A 5168-nucleotide genomic window follows, 5' to 3' on the forward strand; every position below is an offset into this window, starting at 1 on the left:
CGCCGGAACATCACCCGTCGAAGCGCCACCTACCGGAGCAGCACTCGCCGAAGCACCGCCTACCGGAGCAGCACTCGCCGAAGCACCGTCGCAGGTGCTGCCGCCCGCCGCGACTACGGACGTCGGCCTGTGTCGTCGGGATCGTCGGCTCCCGAACCGTTCAGCAGGTCCGTTCCGTGGACAACGTCCACCGGGGGAGCTGCCGGATCGACCGGGCTGTCCTTGGCGATTTCATCCGCGTCCGGCACGGCGGCCAGGTCGATGTCCCCGATCCGCTCCTCATCTGCGTATGCTTCGCCGGAGAGGCTGTCCTCCGCCTGAGGCCCGCCGGCTTCATATTCGCCGACCGGCACCGTATCCGTCACTCCGCTTGCTTGCGGGTCCGTCGTGTCCTGGCCCAATGCCGCCTCCCAAGCCGGGGAGGCAAGATCGTTGGGCGTCAGGCCTCCGAACAGGCCGCTGCGGTTCTTTTTGTCGTCGGGCGCATAGCCGTTGTCGTGATTGTCCATGTCGCTCCCACCTTTTCTAAGGGATTGCCATTCCTTACCCGTTCGGCTTCTGCTTTAAACTGCCCGGGCGTCCGGCGCTTTATGCGACATCCCGTTTGCGGAACACGGTCCAGGACAGAATCAGAAACGCCAGGAAGTAGACGGAAAGCACCGTGACGGAAAAGCCGAGCGTCATTTCGCTGCGCAGCGGAGTACCGCCGAAATAAGCTTCCAGGTCGGTATTCGCATACAAGTAATATTTGATCCAGGAGTATTGCCGGAGCACCATGGTAACGGTGTCGCTCAGCAGCAGAATCATCAGCGAAAGGCCAATGGATAGCGAGCTGCTGCGGAAAACGGTCGAAATCATAAACGCCAGCGTAGCGGTCATCAGCAGGGTAACGCAGCCGAAGCCGTACTGGGCAAGGATGCGGGCCAGTATGGACTGCTCCTGGACCGCGCCATCTTGCAGGTAAAGGTAGGTTGGGATAGAAAAGTCAAAGCCGTACAGGAATCCGTTGATCAGATAAGCGGAGCCGGCAAGCAGCAAAAGCATCAGAACACCGAACATCAGGACGGCGATGTATTTGGACAGCAGGAGCTTGGAGCGGCTGCTTGGCCGGATCAGCAGCAGCTTGATGGTTCCGGAAGCAAACTCCCCGGAGACGATATCCGCCGCTACAATGACCGTCAAAATGGTGACCAGGATGCCCATTTGCGAAAATGCAAGCATCATGCCCCACACGGTGTTGTTTTCCGGAGGAATGTTATGCTCCAGACGGTAATCGGCCACCTTGAGCTGCTCTTGGTAATAAGCGATGCCATCCGGAGAAAGCTCTTTGTCCTGCAGCGCCTTTTCAGCGCTTTGCTTGCTTTCGGTAACGGTTTGCTTCCAGTCCTGTGCCGGGGGCTCGTTATATTTGGTGATGCCGGACAACCCGCCGACCACCGCCAGCAAAAGGAGCACCAGTACCCAGGTACGGGAGCGGCGGTAAATTTTCATGTTTTCGTTGCGGATCAGGTTAAGCAATGTGTTCGCCTCCGGTCATTTCGAGGAATCGGTCTTCCAGCGTTTTGGTCACCGGGCGCACGCCGTACACCCGGACGCCGGCGCGGACAAGCGCGGCGACAAGCTCCGCCGCTTCTTCCCGTTCGGCCGCGACCGTCAGATGGCCCGCCGCATCGATCTCCACTCCGCGGGCGACGGTGAGGGCCGCTTGCGCGGCTTCAAGAGAATCGACCTCGATGGCGTACCGGCCGCCCCGTTCCTCCCCGACGAAATCCTTGATCGATTTGACATCGACCAGCCGTCCGTTCTGGATGATGCCGATCCGGTCGCACATCAGCTCCATTTCCGAAAGAAGGTGGCTGGAGACGATAATCGAGATGTTTTCTTCCCGGGCCAGCCGGCGAAGGTAATCGCGCAGCTCCCGGATACCGGCGGGATCGAGGCCGTTGGTCGGCTCATCCAGAATGAGAAGCGAAGGCTTGTGCAAAAGCGCCTGGGCGACGCCGAGCCGCTGCCGCATCCCGAGGGAGTAGCGTTTGACCTTGTCGTGGATGCGGTTTTCCAGCCCGACCAGCTTGACGACCTCCTGGATCCGATGGCGTGTAACGCCGGGCGTCATGCGGGCGTAATGGACCAGGTTGCGGTACCCGCTCAAGTATTTGTACATCTCCGGATTTTCGACAATCGCGCCGACATGGCGGATGGCCTGCTCGAACTGGCGCGTGACGCTGTGGCCCTCGATCAGGACGTCCCCCGAGGTCATTTTCATCAGCCCGACCATCATGCGGATCGTGGTTGTTTTGCCCGCTCCGTTGGGGCCGAGAAACCCGAAAACTTCGCCGCGCGGCACCTCGAAGCTCAGGTTGTCGATCAAGGTTTTTCCGCCGATTTTTTTGGTGACGCCGGTCAGTTTGACCGTTGGTTGGTTCATGGTCCCATCCCTTTCTGTTTCTCTATGACGTTTATCAGTGTAAGCCTCGCCGCGCAGCCGGAAAACGGACCGAAGCCGCCTCTTGTCCTGGACCAAAGCCTTGGAGGAGCCCTGCGCTAAAGTAGAGTGTGAACAATTTTAAACAATTGTATTTTATGAAATTGAAATTTCGGGGGCGATGAGGTATGATTTGCTTATTCGGGGAAAATGAAAGAAAATAAGCGGAGAAGGGAACGATTCACATGGCGGCTCTCTACGATATTGAAGTTGCGAAAACAAACGGTTCAACCGAACGGCTCGGCGATTATGAAGGCAAGGTTCTGCTGATCGTCAACACGGCCAGCAAATGCGGCTTTGCCCCTCAGTTCAAGGAACTGCAGGAGCTGTACGAGCAATATAAGGACCGCGGTTTCGCCATTCTGGGGTTTCCGTGCGACCAGTTCATGAACCAGGAGTTCGACAACATTGAGGAAACGGTTAATTTTTGCCAGCTGAATTACGGCGTTGCCTTTCCGATGTACGACCGGGTGGATGTGAAGGGGGAGAACGTCTCTCCGCTATTCCGGTTTTTGACGAACGCTCAGAAAGGCATGTTCGGCTCCGAAATCAAGTGGAACTTCACCAAGTTTCTGGTGGACAAGAACGGAGAGCCCGTCGCCCGTTTCGCCCCGCAGACAAAACCGTCCAAGCTGGCGAAGGAGATTGAAGCCCTTCTGGAAAACTAGCAATTAGGAGGATCTCATGAGTACCGATTCCCGGCCTCAACCGCCCGGCGACGATGAACAACTGAAGCTCGACAACCAACTCTGCTTCGCCCTCTATGCGGCTTCGCGGGAAATGACCAAGCTTTACCGCCCGATGCTCGAAGCGCTTGGCCTGACCTACCCCCAGTATTTAACCATGCTCGTTTTGTGGGAGCAGGACGGCTTGACCGTCAACGAGCTGGGCCGAAGGCTCCATCTCGACTCCGGGACCCTTACGCCTTTGCTCAAGCGGATGGAGGCGCAAGGCTTGCTGGTACGCAAGCGTTCTTCCGAAGACGAGCGCAAGGTAACGGTATCTCTGACCGAAAGCGGAGAGCGCTTGAAGGGGGAAGCTGCATGCATCCCGGAGTGGCTGCTGAAGCAGGCGGGCAGCTCGCAGGAGGAGGTCGCTCATCTTTTCCAGGAGGTAAAAGGCTTGCTGGAGCAGCTTCGGCACATCAACGAACGGAGCTCCGAGCGCGCGCAGGGCAAGGAAGAGTAGCAAAAACCGGCTTCACCGTCGAATCGGCGGCGGCCGGTTTTTTTGTTGTGCAGAAATGTTCACAAAATTGTCACATATATTCGGGTAAAATCGCGGTAAAATTCCGTAGAACGTTTTGCCGATCCGTTTAAACGGATTTGGCCGGTGCACTACCCGCATTCATCCACAAAACCAAGGAGGCCCTGCATGAAAACGCGAAAAAGGGTTCGGCGCATTCTGTGGGCGACGGGCATCAGCCTGGCCGTCCTCCTGCTCGGGGCCGGCGTCTATACCGTATATCTGCTGAATAAAGCGGACGAGGCGATCCGCAGCGTCGCCGCTCCGCCGACTCCGGCGCCCCCGGCATCCTCCGCCACGGCCGCACCGGAGCCGGAAGAAGAGGAAGCGGGCATCGGCCCGCTGACCTTCCTGATTACCGGCGTCGACAGCCGTGACGGCAGCGAGGGGTCGATGAACACCGATGTCATCATGCTGATGGCGCTGAACCCGGACACCCATGCCGCCACGGTCGTTTCGCTGCCGCGCGATCTGCAGCTGAAGCCAGACTCGATCGGGTCGCATAAAGCGAATTATTATTATCCGTACTTTTACAACAAAGACCGCGATACCGCGATCGGCAATACCAAAAGCTTGTTCAGCGAGCTGCTCGGCGTGCCGATCGACCACATGGCGGTGCTCGATTTTCAGGGCTTCCGCGACATTGTGGACGAACTCGGCGGCCTGACGCTGAATGTCGACATGGACATGGAATACGTGGACAACGAGGACGGCACGCATATCAAACTGAAGGAGGGGCTCCAGACGCTGGACGGAAAGAACACGCTCGATTTCGTGCGCTACCGCAAGTCCAACCGGGGCACCGAGCCTTCGTCCGACTTGGCCCGCAACGAGCGGCAGCAGCAGGTAATCCGCGAGCTGGTCGACAAGCTGACCTCGGTGAACGGGATTGCGAGCCTCGGCAATATTATCGAGGCGGTCGGCCGGAACGTGAAAACCGACGTGCCGGAGGCGGAGCTCCGGGACTGGATCCGCTCGTTCCGCGAGCTGAAGCCGGAGCAGATCGAGTTCATTCACCTGGACGGCGAATGGAGAAGCCCTTACATTGTTCCGAAGGAAGAGGACCTGCGGAACGCGATCCTGGCTCTGCGCCACCGCGTCGGCTTGACCGACGATCAGGCGGAGAACGGAGCCGTCCTGCAGCACCTCAGCACGACGGCGGGCGTGCTGCCGGTGGAGCCGGACAGCGGCCGTCCTGCCGGCGGCGCAGGCACAGGAGCAGGAAGCAGCTCGGAGAGCTGACTTGAACACCAAACAGCGCTAATTTCCCGTTGATCGGCATTCGGGAAATTAGCGCTGTTTCTATTTGCGCCCGGCGGGCGGGGCGGACGCATGCACAGCAGGCAGCAGCGGCTGTGCCAGTCGCCGGGCGCGTGCACGGCGGGCGACTGCGGCTGCGCCAAGCGCCGGGCGCGTGCACGGCGGGCGACTGCGGCTG

Annotated in this window: 6 protein-coding genes; 3 read left to right on the forward strand and 3 right to left on the reverse strand. The window is 59.1% G+C overall.

Annotated elements, in window-relative coordinates:
* Nucleotides 1–113 precede the first annotated feature (113 nt).
* The 3 genes from AC6I6H_RS22315 to AC6I6H_RS22325 all read right to left on the reverse strand — a co-directional run bounded on the left by AC6I6H_RS22315 (nt 114) and on the right by AC6I6H_RS22325 (nt 2428).
* Entirely contained in the window at nt 114–509 is a 396-nt protein-coding gene (locus tag AC6I6H_RS22315; RefSeq protein ID WP_497956789.1) for a hypothetical protein, read from the reverse strand.
* 79 nt (nt 510–588) lie between these two features.
* The gene (locus tag AC6I6H_RS22320) at nt 589–1518 is read right to left on the reverse strand and encodes an ABC transporter permease (RefSeq protein WP_497956791.1); all 930 of its coding nucleotides are present in this window, start codon (nt 1516–1518) and stop codon (nt 589–591) included.
* Nucleotides 1511–2428, reverse strand: coding sequence for an ABC transporter ATP-binding protein (locus AC6I6H_RS22325; RefSeq protein ID WP_497956792.1), 918 nt, complete (start codon nt 2426–2428; stop codon nt 1511–1513). The genes AC6I6H_RS22320 and AC6I6H_RS22325 overlap by 8 nt, the downstream gene beginning before the upstream one ends.
* Before the next feature lie 242 nt (nt 2429–2670).
* On the opposite strand from AC6I6H_RS22325, the gene AC6I6H_RS22330 reads away from it, so the two are divergent.
* The 3 genes from AC6I6H_RS22330 to AC6I6H_RS22340 all read left to right on the forward strand — a co-directional run bounded on the left by AC6I6H_RS22330 (nt 2671) and on the right by AC6I6H_RS22340 (nt 4972).
* Nucleotides 2671–3153: a glutathione peroxidase gene (locus AC6I6H_RS22330; protein WP_497956794.1), complete on the forward strand. Its 483-nt coding sequence runs from the start codon at nt 2671–2673 to the stop codon at nt 3151–3153.
* Nucleotides 3154–3169: 16 nt separating this feature from the next.
* Nucleotides 3170–3673, forward strand: coding sequence for a MarR family winged helix-turn-helix transcriptional regulator (locus AC6I6H_RS22335; protein ID WP_497956796.1), 504 nt, complete (start codon nt 3170–3172; stop codon nt 3671–3673).
* A gap of 186 nt (nt 3674–3859) precedes the next feature.
* Nucleotides 3860–4972, forward strand: a complete 1113-nt coding sequence (locus AC6I6H_RS22340) for an LCP family protein (RefSeq protein ID WP_497956799.1) — start codon at nt 3860–3862, stop codon at nt 4970–4972.
* The last annotated feature ends 196 nt before the right edge of the window (nt 4973–5168 follow it).

This window comes from Gorillibacterium sp. sgz306347, assembly GCF_059735245.1.